Below are 21773 nucleotides of genomic sequence, written 5' to 3' on the forward strand. Positions count from 1 at the left end.
CGCATGCGACTGAAAAGCATCAAACTCGCCGGCTTCAAATCCTTCGTCGATCCCACCACGGTCAGCTTTCCGAGCAACATGGCGGCGGTGGTCGGGCCGAACGGCTGCGGCAAATCCAACATCATCGACGCCGTGCGCTGGGTAATGGGCGAAAGCTCGGCTAAGAACCTGCGTGGCGAGTCGATGACGGACGTCATCTTCAATGGCTCGAACACGCGCAAGCCGGTAACCCAGGCGAGCATCGAGCTGATCTTCGATAACTCCGACGGCACGTTGACCGGTGAGTACGCAGCCTTCGCCGAAATTTCCATCCGCCGCCGCGTCACCCGCGACTCGCAGAACACCTACTTTCTCAACGGCGTGAAGTGCCGGCGCCGCGATATTACCGATATCTTCCTCGGCACCGGGCTCGGGCCGCGTAGTTACTCGATCATCGAGCAGGGCATGATCTCCAAACTGATCGAGGCCAAGCCCGAGGACCTGCGCAACTTCATCGAGGAAGCGGCCGGCATCTCCAAGTACAAGGAGCGCCGGCGCGAAACCGAGAACCGTATTCGTCGGACGCACGAGAACCTGGCTCGCCTGACCGACCTGCGCGAAGAGCTGGAACGCCAGCTCGAACGTCTGCACCGTCAGGCGCAGTCGGCGGAGAAATATCAGGAATACAAGGCCGAAGAGCGTCAGCTTAAGGCGCAGCTGTCGGCACTGCGCTGGCAGGCCTTGAACGAGCAGGTCGGCCAGCGCGAGCAGGTCATTGGCGATCAGGAAGTCGCCTTCGAAGCGCTGGTCGCCGAGCAGCGCAACGCCGACGCGAGCATCGAACGCCTGCGTGACGGCCACCACGAACTGTCCGAGCGCTTCAACCAGGTGCAGGGTCGCTTCTACTCGGTTGGCGGCGATATCGCCCGGGTCGAGCAAAGCATCCAGCACGGCCAGCAGCGCCTGCGTCAGTTGCAGGACGATCTGCGCGAGGCGGAGCAGGCGCGTCTGGAGACCGAATCACACCTCGGTCACGACCGCACGCTGTTGGCCACGCTCGGCGAGGAATTGGCGATGCTCGAGCCTGAGCAGGAGCTCTCCGGCGCCGCCGCGGAGGAATCTGCCGTCCAGCTGGAAGAGGCTGAAGCGGCCATGCAGGGCTGGCAGGAACAATGGGAACGCTTCAATCAGCTCAGCGCTGAGCCACGCCGCGTGGCTGAGGTCCAGCAGTCGCGCATCCAGCAGCTGGAGCAGAGTCTGGAACGGTTGGCCGAACGTCAACGTCGGCTGGATGACGAACGTGCGCTGCTGGCTACCGATCCTGAAGATGTGGCGATTCTCGAGCTGGGCGAGCAGCTTGCCGCCAGTGAGCTCGATCTCGAAGCGCTCGCCGCGGCCGGCGATGCGCTCAATGAACGCCTGGAGCAATTGCGTGAAGCGTTGCAGCAGGCGACCCAGACGCAGCAGCAGGCGCAGGGTGATCTGCAGCGTCTGAATGGCCGCATCGCCTCGCTGGAGGCGCTGCAGCAGGCGGCGATGGATCCCGGCAAAGGCGTCGGCGAGTGGCTGCGTGAGCAAGGGTTGGAAAAGCGCCCGCGCCTAGCCGAAGGGCTACGTGTCGAGCCCGGTTGGGAAGTGGCGGTGGAAACCGTGCTGGGCGCCGATCTGCATGCCGTGCTGCTGGATGATTTTGCGGCGATCGAGTTCGAGGGCTTCGAGCAGGGCGACCTAAGGCTGGTCAGTCCTGCAAATGGCGGTGCGCGCCGCGCTGGTAGCTTGCTCGATCTGGTCGAGTCCGCTCTGGATCTGTCGCCCTGGCTGGGCAACGTGCGTCCGGTCGATTCGCTGGAGCAGGCGCTGGCCGCGCGCTCGGGTCTCAACGACGGCGAAAGTCTGGTAAGCCGCGACGGCTACTGGGTCGGTCGGCATTTTCTGCGGGTGCGGCGCGCCAGCGAGGCCGAATCCGGTGTGCTCGCCCGCGGGCAGGAACTGGAGCGGTTACAGGCAGAGCGCGAAGAGCGTGAAACCGCCCTGGCGGCAGTTGAAGAGCGCATCGCTGAGTTGCGTAGCGATCAGGCCCGTCTCGAAGACGAGCGCGAGCAGCAGCGTCGTCGGCAGCAGGAGGAAGCTCGCAGCCATAGCGATCTCAAGGCGCAGCTATCTGCCGGGCAAGCGCGCCTCGAGCAGTTGTCGCTGCGCCGCCAGCGTCTGGATGAAGAGCTTTCCGAGCAGAACGAACAGCGCGAGATCGAGACCGAACAGCTTGGCGAGGCGCGTCTGCAACTACAGGACGCGCTGGATGCGATGGCCCATGACACCGAGCAGCGCGAGACATTGCTGGCCAGTCGCGATGGCATTCGCGAGCGGCTCGATCGCATTCGCCAGGATGCCCGTCAGCACAAGGACCAGGCGCATCAGCTGGCGTTGCGGGTCGGTTCGCTCAAGGCGCAGCACGAGTCCACCCGGCAGGCGCTGGAGCGATTGGAGCAACAGTTCGAACGTGCCATTGAGCGCCGCGAGCAGCTGACGCTGAACCTGGAGGAGGGCGAGGCACCGCTGGAAGAACTGCGCATGAAGCTCGAAGAGCTGCTGGAGCGGCGCATGGGTGTCGAAGACGAACTCAAGCATGCGCGACTGGCCCTGGAAGACGCCGACCGCGAGCTGCGTGATGCCGAAAAACGCCGCACTCAGGCCGAGCAGCAAGCGCAGCTGCTACGTGGGCAGCTGGAGCAGCAAAGGCTGGATTGGCAAGGGCTGAGCGTCCGCCGCAAGGCGTTGCAGGACCAGCTGCAGGAGGACGGCTACGACTTGCACGGCGTGCTGGGCACACTCCCTGCCGATGCAGACGAGCCGAGTTGGGAGGCGGAGCTGGAGCGCCTTGGTCAGCGCATTCAGCGCCTGGGCCCGATCAACCTCGCGGCGATCGATGAGTACCAGCAGCAATCGGAGCGCAAACGTTACCTCGATGCGCAGAACGATGATCTGGTCGAGGCGCTGGACACGCTGGAAAACGTCATCCGCAAGATCGACCGTGAAACCCGCAACCGCTTCAAGGAAACCTTCGACCAGATCAACAGTGGTCTGCAGGCGCTCTTCCCAAAAGTGTTCGGCGGCGGCAGTGCTTATCTGGAACTTACCGGAGAAGATTTACTCGATACCGGGGTGGCGATCATGGCGCGTCCGCCCGGAAAGAAGAACAGTACCATTCACCTGCTTTCCGGTGGCGAAAAGGCGTTGACTGCGCTGGCGCTGGTGTTTGCGATCTTCCAGCTAAACCCGGCGCCGTTCTGCATGCTGGATGAAGTTGACGCACCGCTGGATGATGCGAACGTCGGCCGATACGCGCGCTTGGTGAAGGAGATGTCGGAGAAAGTGCAATTCATCTACATCACCCACAACAAGATCGCCATGGAAATGGCCGATCAGCTGATGGGTGTGACCATGCATGAGCCGGGCTGCTCACGCCTGGTGACGGTCGACGTCGAACAGGCCGTTGCACTCGCCGAAGCCTAGGATTAAGCCGCGTGTTTGAGCATTTTTGATACAAGGAACGCTATAAAAAGAGAACTACCGCACGGTGCAAAGTTACCGTTCGTCGTGCTAGCTTAGAGCACAATTTTTGCGATGCGCTTGAAGCAGTCCCAAGTGACTGTTCGTTGCGTCTTTATCATCGAATTCAGAGGTTAAAGCATTAATGGATATCGGTCTGCGCGAGTGGCTGATCGTCATCGGCATCATCGTCATTGCCGGCATTTTGTTCGACGGCTGGCGTCGCATGCGCGGTGGCAAGGGCAAGCTGAAATTCAAGCTGGACCGCAGCCTTTCCAACCTTCCCGATGTCGATGATTCCACCGAGCTGTTAGGGCCGGCTCGCGTGGTGGATCGTGAGCACGAGCCTTCGCTGGACGAAGCCGACATGCCGCCGGTGAGCGCCCGCCAGTCTGGTCGCGACGCGGGCAAGAAGCGCCGGCATAGCGAGCCTTACCAGGGCGATCTGCAACTGAGCACTGACGAGCCGGTGCCGACCCTGCTGGATCCGGTCGTCGGCGACGCGGACGATGCCGAGGCGCAGCCGGCGAAAGAGCAGGCACCGGTGGAAGAAGTGCTGGTCATCAACGTCATCTGCCGCGATCCGCACGGCTTCCGTGGCCCGGCATTGCTGCAGAACATCCTGGAAAGCGGTCTGCGCTTCGGTGAGATGGACATCTTCCACCGCCACGAAAGCATGGCCGGGAATGGTGAGGTGCTGTTCTCCATGGCCAATGCGGTCAAGCCCGGTACCTTCGACCTGGACGATATCGATCACTTCACCACACCGGCCGTGAGCTTCTTCCTTGGTCTGCCGGGGCCGCGTCATCCCAAGCAGGCCTTCGATGTCATGGTCGCCGCGGCCCGCAAGCTGTCCCAGGAGCTCAACGGTGAGCTGAAGGACGACCAGCGCAGTGTGCTGACCGCCCAGACCATCGAGCACTACCGCCAGCGCATCGTCGAGTTCGAGCGCCGGCAGATGACCATCAAGCAGCGTTGAGTGATATTTGCACCGGGCCTTGCGCCCGGTGTTGTGTGTTAGCAGACGTGGCTTGCTCGCGCCGTCTCATGCTCATGTCTCCAGTGCAGCCATTCCATTGACGGGCGCGCTCCGCCTCTGTCCATCAGTGAGCAGTTTGATTCGGGATAGCTGAGGCCGTCCCGCTGCGCTTCCAGCCTCCGACTAGCCAAAGCCGCGAACCTGCCTTCGATTACGCATTCGGCTAGAATCCGACCTCTCACTATCAACCAAGGCGCGCTGATGCGGTCTGAATCAGCACAGCCCCAGTCACGGCTCCGTCCCTATGCCTTCCGCCCAAACCGCCGCCGAGCGTATTGCCGAACTACGCAGCGAAATCGACGCCCACAACTACCGCTACTACGTGCTCGACGAACCCAGCGTTCCCGATGCCGAGTACGACCGTCTGTTCAATGAGCTCAAGGCGCTCGAGGCAGAGCACCCGGAGCTGGTGACACCCGAGTCGCCAACCCAGCGGGTCGGTGGCGCGGCGCTGGCGGCGTTCGGTCAGGTGCGCCACGAAGTACCGATGCTGAGCCTGGGCAACGCCTTCGAGGAGCAGGATCTGCTCGATTTCGACCGCCGCGTGCGCGAAGGGCTGGATCTGCCGGCGGGCGACCTGTTCGGCGATGGCGCTGTGGTCGAGTACAGCTGCGAACCCAAACTGGATGGTCTGGCGGTCAACCTGCTTTATGAGAACGGCCATCTGGTGCGCGGCGCCACCCGGGGCGATGGCAGCACGGGTGAGGACATCAGCGCCAACGTGCGCACCGTGCGCAACATTCCATTGAAGCTGCATGGCAGTGGCTGGCCCGCGGTACTCGAGGTGCGCGGCGAGATCTACATGCCCAAGGCCGGCTTCGAAGCGCTCAATGCGCGGCAGCTGGAAAGCGGCGGCAAACCCTTCGCCAATCCCCGCAACGCCGCTGCTGGAAGCCTGCGCCAGCTGGATTCGAAGATCACCGCAAGTCGTCCGCTTGAGCTGTGTGCATATGGTGTCGGACGTAGCGACGGCGAGCTGCCGGGCACGCACATCGGTATTCTCGAAGCGCTGAAAAGCTGGGGCCTGCCCATCAGTCGTGAGCTGAAACTGGCCAGGGGCGTGGCCGAATGCCGGGCTTACTACGACGCCATCGGTGAAAAGCGCGACGCGCTGCCGTATGAGATTGACGGTGTGGTGTTCAAGGTCAACGCGGTCGCGCAGCAGCGTGAACTGGGCTTCCGTGCGCGGGAGCCGCGCTGGGCCATCGCACACAAGTTTCCCGCACGGGAAGAAATCACCGAGCTGCTCGATGTAGAGTTCCAGGTCGGCCGTACCGGCGCGATCACCCCGGTCGCCCGGTTGAAGCCGGTGCAGGTGGCGGGCGTTACGGTTTCCAACGCGACGCTGCACAACATGGACGAAGTGGCGCGCCTGGGCGTGATGATCGGCGATACGGTGATCGTGCGACGTGCAGGCGACGTGATTCCCCAGATTCTCGGCGTAATCGCCGAACGCCGCCCGGCCGACGCGCGCGCCGTGCATGTGCCGGAGCAGTGCCCGGTGTGCGGTTCCGCCGTGGAGCGCACCCAGCTGATCAAGCGCAGCAAGGGCCGTGAGTCGGTGAGCGAAGGCTCGATCTACCGTTGCGTCGGTCGTCTGGCCTGCCAGGCTCAGCTTAAGCAGGCAATCATCCATTTCGTATCGCGCCGAGCGATGGATATCGACGGCCTGGGCGACAAGATCGTCGAGCAGCTGGTCGACAGGGGGTTGATCAAATCGCCGGCGGATCTTTACTGCCTGACCCATGATCAGGTCATCGACCTGGAAGGTTTCGCCGAGATTTCCACGCGCAATCTGCTCAATGCCATCGATGCCAGCCGCAAACCGAGCCTCGCAAGGTTCGTCTACGCCCTCGGCATCCCAGACGTCGGTGAAGAAACCGCCAAGTTGCTTGCGCGGGCGCTAGGTTCGCTGGAGCGAATCAGCCGTGCATTGCCCGACGTGCTCGTCTACCTGCCCGACGTGGGGCTGGAAGTTGCCCACGAAATCCACAGCTTCTTCGAGGACGAACACAACCGCACGGTTATCGCGCTGCTGCGTGAGCGTGGCGTCGAGCCGCAGGAGGAGGGCGTCCTCCACCCTGAATTCGCCGCCTGCGCGACGCTGGCGGACCTGCTGGACCGGCTCAATATCCCCTATATCGCCCGCACCGGCGCCCAGCGCCTGGCAGAGCGTTTCGGTAGCCTGGACGCGATCATCGCCGCCGACTGGCTCGATCTGCGTCAGGTCGAACGCCTCACCGAAAAGGCCGCACGCGCGCTGCGCGATTACTTCGACAAACCTGAAAACACCGAACGCGCCCGCGCTATCGAATCGCAATTGCGGGATTTCGGTATGCACTGGGAGAGCGAGCGGAAAGCCGCCGAAGGCCTGCCGCTGGCCGGGCAGACCTGGGTACTGACCGGCACGCTGGAAACCATGAGTCGTGATGAAGGCAAGGCGCGGCTGGAGGCGTTGGGAGCAAAGGTGGCTGGTTCGGTATCCGCAAAAACCACCTGTGTGGTCGCAGGCCCTGGCGCCGGCTCGAAGCTCACCAAAGCCAACGAACTCGGCGTGGCGGTGCTCGACGAAGCGCAATTCCTCGACCGTCTCGCACAGCTTGGTTCATAGCACGTCCGCAACGCCTCATCCCAGCGAGCTTCGCTGTCATACCCGCTCCCCAAATGTTTCACCGAATCTGTGGGAGCGGCCTTCGCCGGGAATGCGTTAGCAAAGCTCACCAGCAGTGAGCGAGCTCCCTTTGACTCCAGGTCAGGGAAACGGCTTCAGCCATCCCCTAAAGTTTTCCCCGCTTCACCCGAAAAGCTAGTCAAGCAAGTCCGCAGTATGGATGTGCTGGCGTAGCGTTGGAGCGGTACCGGGGCCACGAAAAAGTTCGAATCTGCCCTAAAGCCAACCCAAACGGCGCCGATAAGCTAATCGAATGCGAACTCAATGGGTGCCTGGGCACAAGCCGGCCCGGAGTCGCAAGCTCAGGCAAACCAAAGTAACCAGCGCCCTTGGAGGCACATCATGGCTCTTACTGTCAATACCAACATCCCGTCGCTGAATACCCAGCGCAACATCAACAGCACGTCCAACGCCCTGAATACCTCCATGCAGCGCCTGTCCACCGGTAGCCGCATCAACAGCGCCAAGGACGACGCCGCCGGCCTGCAAATCTCCAACCGTCTGACCAACCAGATCAGCGGCCTGAACGTTGCCGTACGCAACGCCAACGACGGTATCTCCCTGTCGCAAACCGCTGAAGGCGCCCTGCAGCAATCCACCAACATCCTGCAGCGTATTCGCGACCTAGCGATTCAGTCCGCCAACGGTTCCAACAGCGACGCTGACCGCGCTGCACTGCAAAAGGAAGTGGCCGCCCAGCAGGCCGAACTGACTCGTATTGCCGAAACCACTACCTTCGGTGGTCGAAAGTTAATGGATGGCTCCTTTGGTACATCCAGTTTTCAGGTGGGTTCCAATGCCTATGAAACTATCGACGTCACTGTCAAGAACGCGTCGGCGAGTGCGATTGGCTCTTATCAGACGGGTAGCGATACGAAAGCCGCTTCAGTTGACGGCGTTCCAACTGCAAAAAATGTTTCCACAGTGACAGCCAGCGTTGTTGCTGATGCTGATGCTGCTTTTTCGGCCACCACCCTCCGTGTCGTTGGTGGAGGCTCCGATTCAACCGTCTCGGTTGAAGCTGGTGATAGCGCTAAGTCCCTGGCGGCAAAATTTGATGGCGCGATTCCTGGCTTGACCGCTACCGCGCGCACTGTATTCAAAGCGGAAGTAGACGCTGATCCAGGTGAGTCGACAGATTTCACTTTGACCGTGGGGTCTGGCGAGGGCAAGCGAGAAGTAAAGTTGGTCGGCGTCAGCTCCACTGAAAGCTTGGCGGATCAAATCAACTCTAATGCTGCCAAGCTGGGCCTGAAAGCTAACGTTTCCAACGAAGGTGTGCTGACTATTGAATCAGCCACTGGTGAGAATGTCACGTTCGGTACTGGTAGTAATACAAACGTCTCAATGAGCGTTCAGGTGCAGGACGCTAATGGTGACTTTGGCTTAAAGAGTGATGTTGGCGGTAAAACGGTGGTTGGTTATCTGCAGCTAAACTCGCCTGAGAGCTACGCAGTTTCCGCAGATGCGGTGGACAATGTAAGTTTTGACTTTGCTCAAGTTGGTTTGGCGCTTACAGCCCCGACCCCATCCGAATCGCCCGACGATCCCGCCGATGATGCCGTGTCATTCAGTATCGCAAGCATTGCGGTGGCGGATGCGTCCGGAAAGATTGGTGCAGAGATTGATCTAAGCGACAAAAGAATCACTTCGCTGGAATCGCTGCGCGCCGCTATCCTGGAGAAGGACACAACTGGTGCCTTGGTTGTTTCTGATGATGGAGCGACCATTAGTTCGGCCAATGGTGGAGACATAGCCTTTGGCCTGATAACTCAGTACAAGGCCAGTGGCGAGGTAGCCGACGGTGCTCAGTTCACGCTCAAAGCAACACAGGTGGATGAGACCGGTGAAGCGACTCCTTCTACCGAAAAAAATCTGACTACGGCTACTACAGCCACTAGTTTTACTGCTCAAACTGAGAGCATTGATGGCGTACCTGGAAGCTATCAGATCTTTGGCACAGCTAGCTCTGAGAAGAGCGCGGTAAGCGAACTGGATATTTCTACTGCTGACGGAGCGCAGCGCGCCCTGGCGGTAGTGGATAACGCCTTGGCCGCCATTGACGCCCAGCGCGCCGACCTCGGTGCGGTGCAGAACCGCTTCGACAACACCATCAACAACCTGCAGAACATCTCGGAAAATGCCTCGGCTGCGCGCAGCCGGATCATGGACACCGACTACGCTGCGGAAACCGCCAACCTGTCGAAGAACCAGGTGCTGCAACAGGCCGGTACTGCGATCCTGGCGCAAGCCAAGCAGCTGCCGCAGTCGGTTCTCTCGCTGCTTCAGTAAGCGAGGACGCCAGCAGGCACAAGCGTGGAGGAAGGGGTAGCCCCCTTCCTCCTTTTTGCGTTGTGAGGTAATGAGCATGGAAACGATAATTCCAACGTCTACTGCGGCGGCCATCAATCTCGTGCGGCGTGAGGCGTCGCACACCGGTATTCTCCAGGGCGCAGTGGGGGCGCCGGTCGGTGCTGCCGAGGGAGCCGAGCCGAAGAGCGCTGCGGTTGAAAGTGCCCAGTCCGCCGTGGAGCAGTTCAAGGCGTTCGTCCAGGACATCCAGCGCAACCTGGATTTCAGCGTGGACGATTCCACTGGCCAGGTCGTGGTCAAGGTCATGGATGGCGATTCGGGCAAGCTGATCCGCCAGATTCCGTCCGAGGAGTTGTTGCGCCTTTCGGAGCGACTCGAGGACATGCGCAGCCTGCTATTCAAAGCGCAGGCCTAAAGAATTTTGTGGAAGGGGCCTTGGCCGCCGACGCTCTTGTTTTGGCTGCGGTGGCGGCCGGTCTTGTCGCGGCCAAGGCCCCTGCTGCGGAGTAGGCATGGTATTTGGATGCTCGGTCTGTGGTCGGGCTTTTCCGGTGGTTTATTGACGAGGTGACATATGGCGGGTATCACGGGTATTGGTTCCGGGATGGATATCAAGGGGATGGTCGATGCCATCGTTGCCGCGGAGAGGGCGCCGAAGGAAGGTCAGCTCGCGAACCTGGAAAAGAAGACCACCACGCAGCTGACTTCCTTGGGCCAGTTGAAGAGCGCCATCAGCAATTTCCAGTCTGCGTTGAGTACGCTGAACAGTCCCTCGTCATTCCTGGCCCGCACGGCTACCTCGTCCGATAGCAAGGTGATGACGGCCAGTGTCAGCCAGAGCGCACAGGCCGGCAGCTACAAGGTCGAAGTTCTGCAGCTGGCCAGCAGCAGCAAGGTGGCGCTGGCTGCGATTGATGGTAAGGCCAAGCTCAATACCGGCACCCTGGATATCAAGGTTGGCGATACTAAATTGGGCATCACCGTCGACTCGACCAACAACACGCTGGATGGCATACGTGATGCGATCAACGAGGCTGGCAAGAGTGCGGGAGTGAGCGCGACCATCATCACCGACGACCATGGTTCGCGGCTGGTGCTGAGCAGCAGCAAGGCGGGTGAGGGTAACGACATTACGGTTGCCGTTGATGAGACTGGTGTCGTGGAAGACGGTGTTTCGTTGAATGAGTTGGCCTATGCCGGCCCGCCTACCAAACCCAGTGAGGGTGACCCTGATTACACCGCTAAGCTGGCGGCTTACGAAAAAGGTGGGCAGACGCTGGCCACTGCACAGAGCGCCAAGCTGACCATCGACGGGCTGGCCGTAACCCGCGACAGCAATACCATCGATGATGCGGTGGCGGGCTTGAGCTTCAATATCAAAAGCGCTGGTTCCAGCACCCTGACCATCGCCAAGGACGAAGCCGGAGTAGAGGCCAACGTCAAGAAGTTCGTCGATGCTTACAACACGCTGATGACTTTCATCAACACCGAGACGAATGTCACGCCAGTCAATGACACGTCGAAGCCGGCAGTGGGGGCGTTGGTCGGGGATAGCTCGGTTCGCTCGTTGGTCAATACCATTCGCTCCGAACTGGTTTCGCCTCAGGGCGAAGGTGCTATTCGTGCGCTGGCGGATATGGGGATCACCACCAAGAAAGATGGCACGCTGGAGATGGACAGCGACAAGGTGAAAAAAGCGGTCAGTACGGACTTCGAGGGGGTGGCAGCCTATTTCACAGGCGACAATGGGTTGACCAGCCGCTTGGGTGACAAGCTGAAACCTTACACCGATGGCGGCGGTATTCTTGAGTCCAGAACCGATTCGTTGCAGGCAACCATCGACAAGGTCGACAAGCAGAAAGAAGACCTTGATACCCGTATGAAAGCGGTGGAGGAGCGCCTGTACAAGCAGTTCAATGCCATGGACAGCCTGGTTGCGCAGTTGATGAGCACCAGCGATAGCCTGACGCAACTGTTCGACAGCATGCCGGGCTTTGTCACACAGAAGAAGTGATTGGTCACGTAGGTTTTGACTAAAGCTTGGCGCGGGCTGGCCGATACCTTGGTAAGTGCCGTTGAACAGCTTTGGAGTTACGTATGAACGCTATGTTGGCCATGAAACAGTATCAGCGGGTTGGGGTGCAGGCTCAGGTTACCGAGGCGACCCCCCATCGCCTGATCCAGATGCTCATGCAGGGTGGTCTGGATCGTATCTATCAGGCCAAGGGGGCGATCGAGTTCGGTCGGATCGCCGAAAAGGGCGAGCTTATCGGCAAGAGTATCTCCATCGTTGGTGGCTTGCGCGAGGCCCTTGATCATGAGGTGGGCGGCGAGATTTCAGCGAATCTCGACCGGCTCTATGAGTACATGATCAGGCGGCTGACGGAAGCTAACCGCAACAATGACGCCGATGCGCTTACAGAGGTCGCGGCTTTGCTTCAGGAAGTCAAGGCTGGCTGGGATGGCATTGCGCAGTACGCGTAACATCTAATAGGGCCTTCGGGTCACCCAGACCAAGGTATTTTTTATGACGCTTATCGGCTCTCTCAAGGATCTTCAGGTCGAGCTAAGTGACGCGCTGTCTCGCCGTGATTGGGGGGCAGTCAGTGGGCTTGATCCTCGCTGTCGTGCGCTTGTAGCAGAGGTTGTTGCGATGGAGCCTTGGGGTGATTCAGCGCTCCGCGAACAGGTTGGCGCTTTGTCTAGTTTGTATGCGGATCTGCAACAGGCGGCGAGAGCGGAGCGTGAGCGAATTGCTGGTGAGTTAGCTCAGCTCAATCAGTCCAGGCGGGCAGATCAAGCGTACAAGACACTCGGCTGAAAGCAGCTCAGTGGTGGAAAGTCCTTGGCGGCTTTCCACCTTGCGCTTGTAATGCTTAACGGTACTCGCACAGATACGCGGTATCTACCTTGACCTTCAGCTGAAACTTGCTGTTCGCCGGCACGGTGAACTGGCTGCCGCTGGCGAAGGTTTCCCAGGCATCGCTACCCGGCAATTTCACGTCCAGGCTGCCGGCAACTACGTGCATGACTTCCAGTTGGGCGGTGCCGAACTCGTATTCACCTGGCGCCATGACGCCGATCGTGGCCGGGCCTTCAGTCATGTCGAAGGCGATGGATTTGACGGTGCCATCGAAGTACTCATTGACCTTGAACATTTGGATTCCTTTGCAGGGTCGGGAAAAGGGTCGCCAGTATGCCCAAGCGCCAGGCCTGGCGTCACCTGGCAGAAGTGCTAGCTGCGGAAAATGAAGTAGATCGCTCCGACCATGCAAAGCCCTGCCCATAGATAGTCCAGCTTCAACGGCTGCTGCATGTACAGCACGCTGAAGGGCACGAACACCATCAGCGTGATCACCTCCTGCATGATCTTTAGCTGGCCGATCGACAGCTCGGTATAGCCGATGCGGTTAGCTGGCACCATCAGCATGTATTCGAAGAAGGCGATGCCCCAGCTGATCAGTGCGGCGATCAGCCAGGGTTTGCCGTTCAGGCTCTTCAGGTGGCCGTACCAGGCGAAGGTCATGAAGAGGTTGGAGCAGCAGAGTAGGGCGGCGGTTTGCAACCAGACAGGCATGATGGGTGTGGGCTCGAAATAGCGACGCGCTAGCGTATTTGCACCTGCGGTCGCCTGCAATGGCGCATCTGGTGTCTTTGCTTTGGCCGGATTATTATCGCGCCCGTTTTTTCACTGAGTGGCAGTTTATGGATTGTCGCCCTGGTTGCGGTGCATGCTGTATCGCGCCCTCCATTAGCTCCTCGATACCTGGCATGCCTCATGGCAAGCGCGCTGGGGAGCGCTGTATTCAATTAAGCGCTGACTTTCTCTGTTTGCTGTTCGGCGATCCGCGGCGGCCGGTTGTCTGCTCTGCTTTTTCGGCGGGCCCTGTTTGCTGTGGTGAAACTAGGGAGGATGCGATTCGATTGTTGGGTTGGCTGGAGCAAGCGACTGCGTAGGCAAGTCTGCGCTTGTTAAGTCCAAGATTGCGTATTCAACTGCTCGTCGGGCTATGAGTTGCTGGCTGCGCCGGTATGTCTGCTGAAAGCTGATCAATGACGTCAGGCCGGAAGATCGCTGATTGCGCTCGATGGCCATCGCTCACCTGTGTCGACCTCTAGTGAATCGAATGGAAGGGATAAATATTCAGTCGGCCCAGGGGGAATAAAAAAGGCTGCCCAAAGGCAGCCTTATTTTGCGCTGGTTGTCGCTTAACGCGGCAGGTCGCGCTTGGTGTGGCCGGTATACAGCTGGCGCGGACGGCCGATCTTCTGGCCGGAGGCGATCATTTCCTTCCAGTGGGAAATCCAGCCAACAGTACGCGCCAGGGCAAAGATGACGGTGAACATGCTGGTCGGAATGCCGATAGCCTTGAGAATGATGCCCGAGTAGAAGTCCACGTTCGGATACAGGTTGCGCTCGGCGAAGTAAGGATCGTTGAGAGCAATCTCTTCCAGCTTCATGGCCAGATCCAGCTGCGGATCGTTGATACCCAGCTCGCCCAGCACCTCGTCGCAGGTCTGCTTCATAACCTTTGCGCGCGGGTCGAAGTTCTTGTAGACGCGATGCCCGAAGCCCATCAGCTTGAACGGATCGTTCTTGTCCTTGGCCTTCGCCAGGAATTTCTCGACGTTCGATACGTCGCCGATCTCGTCCAGCATGGTGAGTACGGCTTCGTTCGCGCCGCCGTGTGCCGGTCCCCACAGAGCGGCGATGCCGGCTGCGATACAGGCGAACGGGTTGGCACCGGTGGAGCCGGCGAGGCGTACGGTGGAAGTCGAGGCGTTCTGCTCATGGTCGGCGTGCAGGATGAAGATGCGATCCATTGCCTTGGCCAGCACCGGGCTGATCGGTTTGATCTCGCACGGAGTATTGAACATCATGTGCAGGAAGTTTTCCGAGTAGCTCAGATCGTTGCGCGGATACATCAGCGGCTGACCGATCGAGTACTTGTAGACCATTGCAGCAATGGTCGGCATCTTCGCGACCAGGCGCACCGCGGAAATCTCGCGATGGTGCGGGTCGTTGATGTCTAGGGAGTCGTGGTAGAAGGCAGAGAGTGCGCCGACTACGCCGCACATGATGGCCATGGGGTGAGCGTCACGACGGAAGCCATTAAGGAAGGACTTCAGCTGCTCGTGAACCATGGTGTGGTTCTTCACGGTGCTGACGAACTGTGCCTTCTGCTCGGCGGTAGGCAGTTCGCCGTTCAGCAGCAGGTAGCAGGTTTCCAGGTAGTCGGATTTCTCTGCCAGCTGCTCGATGGGATAGCCGCGGTGCAGCAGGATGCCCTTGTCGCCGTCGATGTAGGTGATCTTGGACTCGCAAGAGGCGGTCGACATGAAGCCGGGATCGAAGGTGAAGTGACCCGTGGAGGTCAGGCTTCGTACGTCTATTACATCAGGCCCTACGGTACCGGTTAAAACGGGCAGTTCGACGGGGGCAGCGCCCTCGATGATCAACTGCGCTTTCTTGTCAGCCATGTATGGCCTCCTGTTTTGTGCTTGGAATCATCATGGCCCCCCACGCAGGGCCCGCATCACTATAGAGTGATAAATCGCAAAGTCAATTTGCGTGAACCCATGCCGTAGAGGGCTCTGCAGGGGGATGCGTACAGCTTGGGTGCACTGTTTACGGCATTTATATAGGGGCTGCTATCAGCCTTTAGTGGCACTTCACCACATTGTCATTAGTGACCTAACTGTTTATACTCGGACACCGACCGGCAGGGGCCTTACAGGCAGTATTCTGTAGGTTGTCACTCGTGGGTAGCGGGTACTGCTGCGTACTCTTCCCAACAACTTTGCCCTGCGCTCTGGGGCTCTCAAGTGTGAAAAAAAGCCGTGAAAAGCCAACGACCTGTAAACCTAGATCTTAGGACAATAAAACTCCCCATCACTGCTTACACGTCGATTCTCCACCGTGTATCCGGTGTCATCCTGTTCGTCGGTGTCGCCTTGCTGCTGCTTGCGCTCGATACCTCGTTGTCTTCGCCAGAAGGCTTTGAGGATGTTCGCGCGTACCTGGGTAGTCCGCTGGCCAAGCTGGTGAGCTGGGCGTTGCTGTCCGCACTGCTGTATCACCTGGTGGCGGGTGTGCGTCACCTGATCATGGACACTGGGCATGGCGAGACGCTAGAAGGCGGCAAGCTGGGCTCGAAAATCGTAATCGCCGTGTCGGCGGTGCTGATCGTTCTGGCGGGAGTGTGGATATGGTAACCAATGTCACCAACTTTTCGCGCTCGGGTCTGTATGACTGGATGGCACAGCGCGTTTCTGCAGTGGTTCTTGCGGCTTATTTTCTGTTCCTGCTTGGGTACCTGATTGCGAACCCGGGCCTGGAGTACGCACAGTGGCATGAGCTGTTTTCGGCCAACTGGATGCGGATCTTCAGCCTGTTGGCGCTGGTTGCCCTGAGTGTGCACGCGTGGGTTGGTATGTGGACGATTTCCACTGACTACCTGACCAACATGGCGATCGGTAAGTGGGCTACCGGCGTTCGTTTCCTGTTCCAGGCGGTGTGTGGCATTGCCATGTTCACCTTCTTCGTCTGGGGCGTGCAGATTCTTTGGGGTATCTGATTCATGGCTAACATTCGTACGCTTTCTTTTGACGCCATCATCGTTGGTGGCGGTGGCGCCGGTATGCGCGCGGCGCTGCAGTTGTCCCAGTCCGGTCACAAGACCGCTGTGGTCACCAAGGTTTTTCCGACCCGTTCGCACACCGTTTCCGCTCAGGGTGGCATCACCTGCGCCATCGCTTCGGCCGATCCGAATGATGACTGGCGCTGGCATATGTACGATACCGTCAAGGGTTCCGACTATATCGGGGACCAGGACGCTATCGAGTACATGTGTTCCGTCGGCCCGGAAGCTGTGTTCGAGCTCGAGCACATGGGTCTGCCGTTTTCCCGTACCGAGCAGGGTCGTATCTATCAGCGTCCGTTCGGTGGTCAGTCCAAGGATTTCGGCAAGGGCGGGCAGGCTGCTCGTACCTGCGCTGCCGCCGACCGTACTGGTCATGCACTGCTGCACACCCTCTATCAGGGCAACCTGAAGAACGACACCGTATTCCTCAATGAGTGGTATGCGGTCGATCTGGTTAAGAACCAGGATGGTGCGGTCGTTGGTGTTATCGCCATCTGCATCGAAACCGGTGAAACCGTTTACATTCGTTCGAAGGCCACTGTTCTTGCGACTGGTGGTGCTGGTCGCATCTATGCATCGACCACCAATGCTCTGATCAACACCGGCGACGGCGTGGGCATGGCGCTGCGCGCAGGCGTGCCGGTTCAAGACATCGAGATGTGGCAGTTCCACCCGACCGGTATCGCCGGCGCGGGTGTGCTGGTAACCGAAGGTTGCCGTGGTGAAGGTGGCTACCTGATCAACAAGCACGGCGAGCGTTTCATGGAGCGCTATGCTCCTAATGCGAAAGACCTGGCTGGTCGTGACGTCGTTGCGCGCTCGATGGTCAAGGAAATCCTGGCTGGCAATGGCTGTGGCCCGGATGGCGACCACGTGATGCTGAAGCTGGATCACCTCGGTGAAGAAGTGCTGCACAGCCGCCTGCCGGGCATCTGTGAACTGTCGAAGACCTTTGCGCATGTCGATCCGGTGACCGCTCCGGTACCGGTCGTGCCGACCTGTCACTACATGATGGGTGGTATCGCCACTAATATTCATGGTCAGGCCATCACTCAAGACGCCAATGGTAATGACACCATCATCGACGGCCTGTTCGCAGTAGGCGAAGTGGCTTGTGTATCGGTGCATGGCGCCAACCGCCTGGGCGGCAACTCGCTGCTGGATCTGGTTGTGTTCGGTCGCGCCGCAGGTCTGCACCTGGAGAAAGCGCTGAAGGAAGGTATCGAACATCGCGGTGCCAGCGAAACCGATCTGGACGTCGCCCTGAGCCGTCTTGCCGGTCTCAACGAGCGCACCACTGGTGAAGACGTCGCCCCGCTGCGCAAAGAACTGCAGAACTGCATGCAGAACTACTTCGGTGTATTCCGTACCGGCGAGTACATGCAGAAGGGTATTGCTCAGCTGGTGGACCTGCGTCAGCGTATCGCCAATGTCAAAATCTCGGACAAGAGCCAGGCGTTCAACACCGCGCGCATCGAAGCGCTCGAGCTGCAGAACCTGCTGGAAGTTGCCGAGGCTACTGCTATTGCCGCGGAGAACCGCAAGGAATCCCGTGGCGCGCATGCTCGCGAAGATTTCGAAGAGCGTGATGACGAGAATTGGCTGTGCCACACCCTGTACTTCCCGGGTGACAAGCGCGTTGCCAAGCGTGCCGTGAACTTCGCTCCGAAGACCGTTCCGGCATTCGAGCCCAAGGTTCGGACTTATTGAGGTCGACGATATGTTGCAAGTGAGTGTTTATCGCTACAACCCCGATCAGGACGAAAAGCCGTTCATGCAGGATTTTCAGGTCAATACCGATGGTAAAGATCTGATGGTTCTGGACGTCTTGGCTCTGATCAAGGAACAGGATCAGGGTTTCTCCTATCGTCGCTCCTGCCGCGAAGGCGTGTGTGGCTCCGATGGGATGAACATCAACGGTAAGAACGGTCTGGCTTGCATCACGCCGCTGTCCGCCGTGGTCAAGAACAACAAGCTGGTCGTACGTCCGCTGCCGGGTCTGCCAGTTATTCGTGACTTGGCCGTCGATATGAGCATCTTCTACAAGCAGTACGAGAAAGTGCGTCCGTATCTGATGAACGATACGCCGCCACCGGCTATCGAACGTCTGCAAAGTCCGGAAGATCGCGAGAAGCTGGACGGTCTGTACGAGTGCATCCTGTGCGCTTGCTGCTCGACCAGCTGCCCGTCCTTCTGGTGGAACCCGGACAAGTTCCTCGGTCCGGCCGCGTCGCTGCAGGCTTATCGTTTCCTGGCCGACAGCCGCGACACCGAAACCGAGAACCGTCTGGCAGGTTTGGACGATCCGTTCAGCGTGTTCCGCTGCCGCGGTATCATGAACTGCGTTGACGTTTGTCCGAAGGGATTGAACCCTACCAAGGCAATCGGTCACATACGCAACATGCTGCTGCAGAGCGGCACCTGATGACACCCCGGTCGCGAAAGGTTATGCGCTAGCCTGGAATGGCCGGATTGCGTTACCCGTTACACCTGCGGCGCCGAAGTTGAAGCTCGGCGCCGTAGTTTTAGTAGGAATCCCAGCTCACAAAGCCGGGATTCCACTCTGAAAATTTGATGACCAGCAGGAGCACCCGGCTTGTGCCCGGGAACTATCTGCGCGGTCCGTAGTGGCTTTACCTGAGTCGCTGCTTCAGAACTTGGGAAGTCATGCTGCGGTTTCCACGCTGGTGGTGTCTCCTTATCGAAGGTGACCAGACATGCAAGAAAGCGTAATGCAGCGCATGTGGGACAGTGCCCACCTATCCGGTGGTAACGCTGCCTATGTGGAAGAGCTTTATGAGCTCTACCTGCACGATCCCAACGCTGTGCCCGAAGAGTGGCGCACTTACTTCCAGAAGTTGCCCTCCGGTGGCAGCGCTTCAGCCGATGTATCGCACTCGACTATTCGCGACCACTTCGTCCTGCTGGGCAAGAACCAGCGTCGTGCTCAGCCTGTGTCCGCAGGTAGCGTCAGCAGTGAGCACGAAAAGAAGCAGATCGAAGTCCTGCGCCTGATCCAGGCCTATCGGGTGCGTGGCCATCAGGCAGCACAGCTCGATCCGCTTGGCCTGCAACAGCGCACCGTTCCTGCCGATCTGGCGATCAATAACTACGGTCTGACCGACGCCGACCTCGACACCGTGTTCCGCACCGCCGACCTGGCCATGGTCAACGGACAAGGCACTCTGCGCGAAATCCTGCAGGCGCTGCAAGAAACCTATTGCCGCACCATCGGCGCCGAGTACATGCACATCGTCGATTCCGAGCAGCGCAGCTGGTTCGTTCAGCGCCTGGAAAGCGTGCGTGGCCGCCCGGACTTCTCGCCGGAGATCAAGAGCCATCTGCTCGAGCGTCTGACTGCCGCCGAAGGCCTGGAAAAGTACCTGGGTACCAAGTATCCAGGCACCAAGCGTTTTGGTCTCGAAGGTGGCGAGAGCTTGATTCCGCTGCTTGACGAAATCATCCAGCGTTCTGGCTCTTATGGCACTAAGGAAATCGTAATCGGCATGGCCCACCGTGGCCGCCTGAACGTGCTGGTCAACACCTTTGGCAAGAATCCGCGCGACCTTTTCGACGAGTTCGAAGGCAAGAAGGTCGAGGGCCTGAGTTCAGGTGACGTGAAATATCACCAGGGCTTCTCCTCCAACGTGATGACCCCGGGTGGCGAAATTCACCTGGCCATGGCGTTCAACCCTTCCCACCTCGAAATCGTTTCCCCGGTGGTCGAGGGTTCGGTGCGGGCTCGTCAGGATCGCCGTTGTGATCCGGTCGGCGACAAGGTGCTTCCGGTAACCATCCACGGCGATGCTGCTGTCGCCGGTCAAGGCGTGGTGATGGAAACCTTCCAGATGTCGCAGACCCGTGCTTATCGCACGGGTGGCACCATTCGCATCGTGGTCAACAACCAGGTCGGCTTCACCACCAACAAGCAGGAAGATGCTCGTTCCACCGAGTACGCAACCGATGTGGCGAAGATGATCCAGGCGCCGATCTTCCATGTGAACGCAGACGATCCCGAGGCGGTGCTGTTCGTCACCCAGCTTGCTGTCGACTACCGGATGCAATTCAAGCGCGATATCGTCATCGACCTGATCTGCTACCGCCGTCGTGGTCACAACGAAGCGGACGAGCCGAGCGGTACTCAGCCGTTGATGTATCAGAAGATCGCCAAGCAGCGCACCACTCGTGAGCTGTACGCCGATTCGCTGATCCAGTCCAAGGTGCTGGACGACGAGCGTGTTCAGGCCAAGATCGACGAGTACCGTACGGCGCTCGACAATGGGCTGCACGTAGTCAAGAGCCTGGTCAAAGAGCCGAATAAAGAACTCTTCGTTGACTGGCGTCCGTATCTGGGTCATGCCTGGACTGCCCGTCATGACACCAGCTTCGATCTGAAGACCTTGCAGGATCTGTCCAACAAGCTGCTGCAGACGCCGGAAGGCTTCGTGGTGCAGCGTCAGGTCTCGAAGATTCTCGAAGATCGACAGAAGATGGGTGCGGGCGCGCTCACCATCAACTGGGGCTACGCGGAAGTCATGGCGTACGCCACGCTGCTGTTCGAAGGCCACCCGGTACGTATCTCCGGTCAGGACGTCGGCCGCGGCACCTTCTCGCACCGCCATGCTGCGCTGCATAACCAGAAGGACGGCAGTACCTACATTCCGCTGCAGCACCTCTATGAAGGTCAGCCGCGTTTCGATCTGTACGACTCGTTCCTCTCCGAGGAAGCGGTTCTGGCTTTCGAATACGGTTACGCCACCACCATGCCCAACGCGCTTGTCGTGTGGGAAGCGCAGTTCGGCGACTTCGCCAATGGCGCCCAGGTAGTGATCGACCAGTTCATCACCAGCGGTGAGCACAAGTGGGGTCGCCTGTGTGGTCTGACCATGCTGTTGCCACATGGCTATGAGGGGCAGGGCCCGGAACACTCGTCCGCTCGTCTGGAGCGTTACCTGCAGCTGTGCGCCGAGCACAATATCCAGGTTTGCGTGCCGACGACTCCGGCGCAGGTCTACCACATGCTGCGTCGCCAGGCGATTCGCCCGCTGCGCAAGCCGCTGGTTGCGCTGACACCCAAGTCGCTGCTGCGTCATAAGCTTGCGACCTCGACACTGGAAGAGCTCACCCAGGGTTCCTTCCAGACCGTTATCCCGGAAGTCGACGCGATCGATCCGGCGAAGGTCGAGCGTGTAATCATGTGTAGCGGCAAGGTCTACTATGACCTGCTGGACAAGCGTCGTGCCGAAGGCCGCGAAGATATCGCCATCGTGCGTATCGAGCAGCTGTATCCGTTCCCGGAAGAGGATCTGGCCGAAGCGCTCGCGCCTTACCAGAATCTCAAGCACATCGTCTGGTGTCAGGAAGAGCCGATGAACCAGGGTGCCTGGTACTGCAGCCAGCATCACATGCGCCGTGTGGCCACTGCACACAAGAAGGAACTGTTCCTTCAGTACGCGGGTCGTGATGCTTCAGCGGCGCCGGCGGTCGGTTACGCCTCCATGCATGCCGAACAGCAGGAAAAGCTGCTGCAGGACGCCTTCACCGTTTAACCATTTCGTGCAAGGGGCCGCGATATCGC

16 protein-coding genes and 2 pseudogenes are annotated in these 21773 nt (G+C 59.3%); 15 read left to right on the top strand and 3 right to left on the bottom strand.

Annotated elements, in window-relative coordinates; genetic code table 11:
* The first annotated feature begins 3 nt into the window (after positions 1 to 3).
* The 9 genes and pseudogenes from smc to fliT all read left to right on the top strand — a co-directional run bounded on the left by smc (position 4) and on the right by fliT (position 12372).
* On the top strand, positions 4 to 3492 hold the full coding sequence (gene smc, locus RT582_RS06565) for a chromosome segregation protein SMC (RefSeq protein ID WP_313476973.1): 3489 nt from the start codon (positions 4 to 6) through the stop codon (positions 3490 to 3492).
* Between the two features lie 181 nt (positions 3493 to 3673).
* Positions 3674 to 4507 carry a cell division protein ZipA gene (zipA, locus tag RT582_RS06570; RefSeq protein WP_102841293.1) on the top strand — a complete coding sequence of 278 codons (834 nt, stop codon included), beginning with the start codon at positions 3674 to 3676 and terminating at the stop codon, positions 4505 to 4507.
* Positions 4508 to 4811: 304 nt separating this feature from the next.
* Positions 4812 to 7178: an NAD-dependent DNA ligase LigA gene (gene ligA / locus RT582_RS06575; protein ID WP_313476974.1), complete on the top strand. Its 2367-nt coding sequence runs from the start codon at positions 4812 to 4814 to the stop codon at positions 7176 to 7178.
* 402 nt (positions 7179 to 7580) lie between these two features.
* A pseudogene (locus RT582_RS22425) lies at positions 7581 to 8480 on the top strand (flagellin N-terminal helical domain-containing protein); the annotation flags it as partial.
* Positions 8481 to 9185: 705 nt separating this feature from the next.
* Positions 9186 to 9530, top strand: a pseudogene (locus RT582_RS22430) (flagellin); the annotation flags it as partial.
* A gap of 76 nt (positions 9531 to 9606) precedes the next feature.
* Positions 9607 to 9966 (top strand): flagellar protein FlaG, encoded by a 360-nt coding sequence (locus RT582_RS06585; protein WP_313476976.1) that lies wholly within the window; start codon positions 9607 to 9609, stop codon positions 9964 to 9966.
* Positions 9967 to 10125: 159 nt separating this feature from the next.
* A complete protein-coding gene (fliD, locus tag RT582_RS06590) occupies positions 10126 to 11565 on the top strand; it encodes a flagellar filament capping protein FliD (RefSeq protein WP_313476977.1) in 1440 nt (479 codons plus the stop codon).
* Between the two features lie 83 nt (positions 11566 to 11648).
* Entirely contained in the window at positions 11649 to 12035 is a 387-nt protein-coding gene (gene fliS, locus RT582_RS06595; protein ID WP_313476978.1) for a flagellar export chaperone FliS, read from the top strand.
* 43 nt (positions 12036 to 12078) lie between these two features.
* Positions 12079 to 12372 carry a flagellar protein FliT gene (gene fliT / locus RT582_RS22435; protein WP_376785671.1) on the top strand — a complete coding sequence of 98 codons (294 nt, stop codon included), beginning with the start codon at positions 12079 to 12081 and terminating at the stop codon, positions 12370 to 12372.
* A 55-nt stretch (positions 12373 to 12427) separates the two neighbouring features.
* Here the strand turns inward: fliT and ppnP are convergent, their stop codons facing one another.
* Positions 12428 to 12709 carry a pyrimidine/purine nucleoside phosphorylase gene (gene ppnP, locus RT582_RS06600; protein WP_003302386.1) on the bottom strand — a complete coding sequence of 94 codons (282 nt, stop codon included), beginning with the start codon at positions 12707 to 12709 and terminating at the stop codon, positions 12428 to 12430.
* A 77-nt stretch (positions 12710 to 12786) separates the two neighbouring features.
* Positions 12787 to 13128 (bottom strand): DMT family protein, encoded by a 342-nt coding sequence (locus RT582_RS06605; protein ID WP_313476979.1) that lies wholly within the window; start codon positions 13126 to 13128, stop codon positions 12787 to 12789.
* A 128-nt stretch (positions 13129 to 13256) separates the two neighbouring features.
* On the opposite strand from RT582_RS06605, the gene RT582_RS06610 reads away from it, so the two are divergent.
* Positions 13257 to 13508, top strand: coding sequence for a YkgJ family cysteine cluster protein (locus tag RT582_RS06610; protein WP_313477039.1), 252 nt, complete (start codon positions 13257 to 13259; stop codon positions 13506 to 13508).
* A 252-nt stretch (positions 13509 to 13760) separates the two neighbouring features.
* Here the strand turns inward: RT582_RS06610 and gltA are convergent, their stop codons facing one another.
* Positions 13761 to 15032, bottom strand: coding sequence for a citrate synthase (gene gltA, locus RT582_RS06615; protein ID WP_003294794.1), 1272 nt, complete (start codon positions 15030 to 15032; stop codon positions 13761 to 13763).
* Positions 15033 to 15392: 360 nt separating this feature from the next.
* On the opposite strand from gltA, the gene sdhC reads away from it, so the two are divergent.
* The 5 genes from sdhC (at position 15393) to RT582_RS06640 (ending at position 21744) form a co-directional block, all read left to right on the top strand.
* Positions 15393 to 15767 carry a succinate dehydrogenase, cytochrome b556 subunit gene (gene sdhC, locus RT582_RS06620; protein WP_228207109.1) on the top strand — a complete coding sequence of 125 codons (375 nt, stop codon included), beginning with the start codon at positions 15393 to 15395 and terminating at the stop codon, positions 15765 to 15767.
* A complete protein-coding gene (sdhD, locus tag RT582_RS06625) occupies positions 15761 to 16129 on the top strand; it encodes a succinate dehydrogenase, hydrophobic membrane anchor protein (RefSeq protein ID WP_015277279.1) in 369 nt (122 codons plus the stop codon). The genes sdhC and sdhD overlap by 7 nt, the downstream gene beginning before the upstream one ends.
* A 3-nt stretch (positions 16130 to 16132) precedes the next feature.
* Positions 16133 to 17905 carry a succinate dehydrogenase flavoprotein subunit gene (gene sdhA, locus RT582_RS06630; RefSeq protein ID WP_014820478.1) on the top strand — a complete coding sequence of 591 codons (1773 nt, stop codon included), beginning with the start codon at positions 16133 to 16135 and terminating at the stop codon, positions 17903 to 17905.
* A gap of 10 nt (positions 17906 to 17915) precedes the next feature.
* On the top strand, positions 17916 to 18620 hold the full coding sequence (locus tag RT582_RS06635; RefSeq protein ID WP_003302396.1) for a succinate dehydrogenase iron-sulfur subunit: 705 nt from the start codon (positions 17916 to 17918) through the stop codon (positions 18618 to 18620).
* A gap of 292 nt (positions 18621 to 18912) precedes the next feature.
* Positions 18913 to 21744, top strand: a complete 2832-nt coding sequence (locus RT582_RS06640; protein WP_014820477.1) for a 2-oxoglutarate dehydrogenase E1 component — start codon at positions 18913 to 18915, stop codon at positions 21742 to 21744.
* The last annotated feature ends 29 nt before the right edge of the window (positions 21745 to 21773 follow it).

The sequence above is a fragment of the Stutzerimonas kunmingensis genome, assembly GCF_032106285.1.
Taxonomy (GTDB): Bacteria; Pseudomonadota; Gammaproteobacteria; order Pseudomonadales; family Pseudomonadaceae; genus Stutzerimonas; species Stutzerimonas kunmingensis_B.